The sequence below is a fragment of the Streptomyces sp. SID12501 genome (assembly GCF_010550245.1).
In the GTDB taxonomy this organism is placed as follows: Bacteria; Actinomycetota; Actinomycetes; order Streptomycetales; family Streptomycetaceae; genus Streptomyces.
Genome location: NZ_JAAGLU010000423.1, coordinates 1 through 515, shown reverse-complemented (window position 1 = coordinate 515; position 515 = coordinate 1). Strand labels below are relative to the sequence as shown.

At 73.8% G+C, this 515-nt stretch carries 1 protein-coding gene; it reads right to left on the bottom strand.

The features are described from left to right. The coding region (locus G3I71_RS46565) for an MFS transporter (RefSeq protein WP_164324992.1) at positions 1–515 on the bottom strand (515 nt) is incomplete at both ends.

Sequence of the window (515 nt, the reverse complement as noted above, 5' to 3'; positions counted from 1 at the left end):
CGATCCCGTACAGCAGCCGCAGCAGCGGGTCGCGCAGGTGCCCGGAGACGGTACGTCCCACCGCGCGCGGGTTCAGTGAGGCCGGCCGGAAGAACCGGGCCCGGGGCAGGAGCACCAGGAAGGCCGCCGCGCAGGCCAGTGACATCAGGCCGACGGCCAGCAGCCCGCCGCGCCAGCCCCAGACCTGGGCCGCCCAGCCCGTGACGAGGCGGCCGCTCATGCCGCCGATGGAATTGCCCGCCACGAACAGGCCGATCGCGGCGACCAGCGCCTTCGGCTTGACCTCTTCCGCCAGGTAGGCCATCGCGGAGGCCGGGATGCCGGCGATCGCCGCGCCCTGGACGGCGCGCAGCGCGACCAGCCATTCCAGGTTCGGAGCGAAGGGCACCAGGAGGCCGACGGCGACCGCGATCACCATGGACCAGGTCATCATCCGGGTCCGGCCGAAGCGCTCCGAGAGCGCGCTGAGCGGCAGCACGAACAGCGCGAGCGCGCCGTTGGCCGCGCAGACCGTC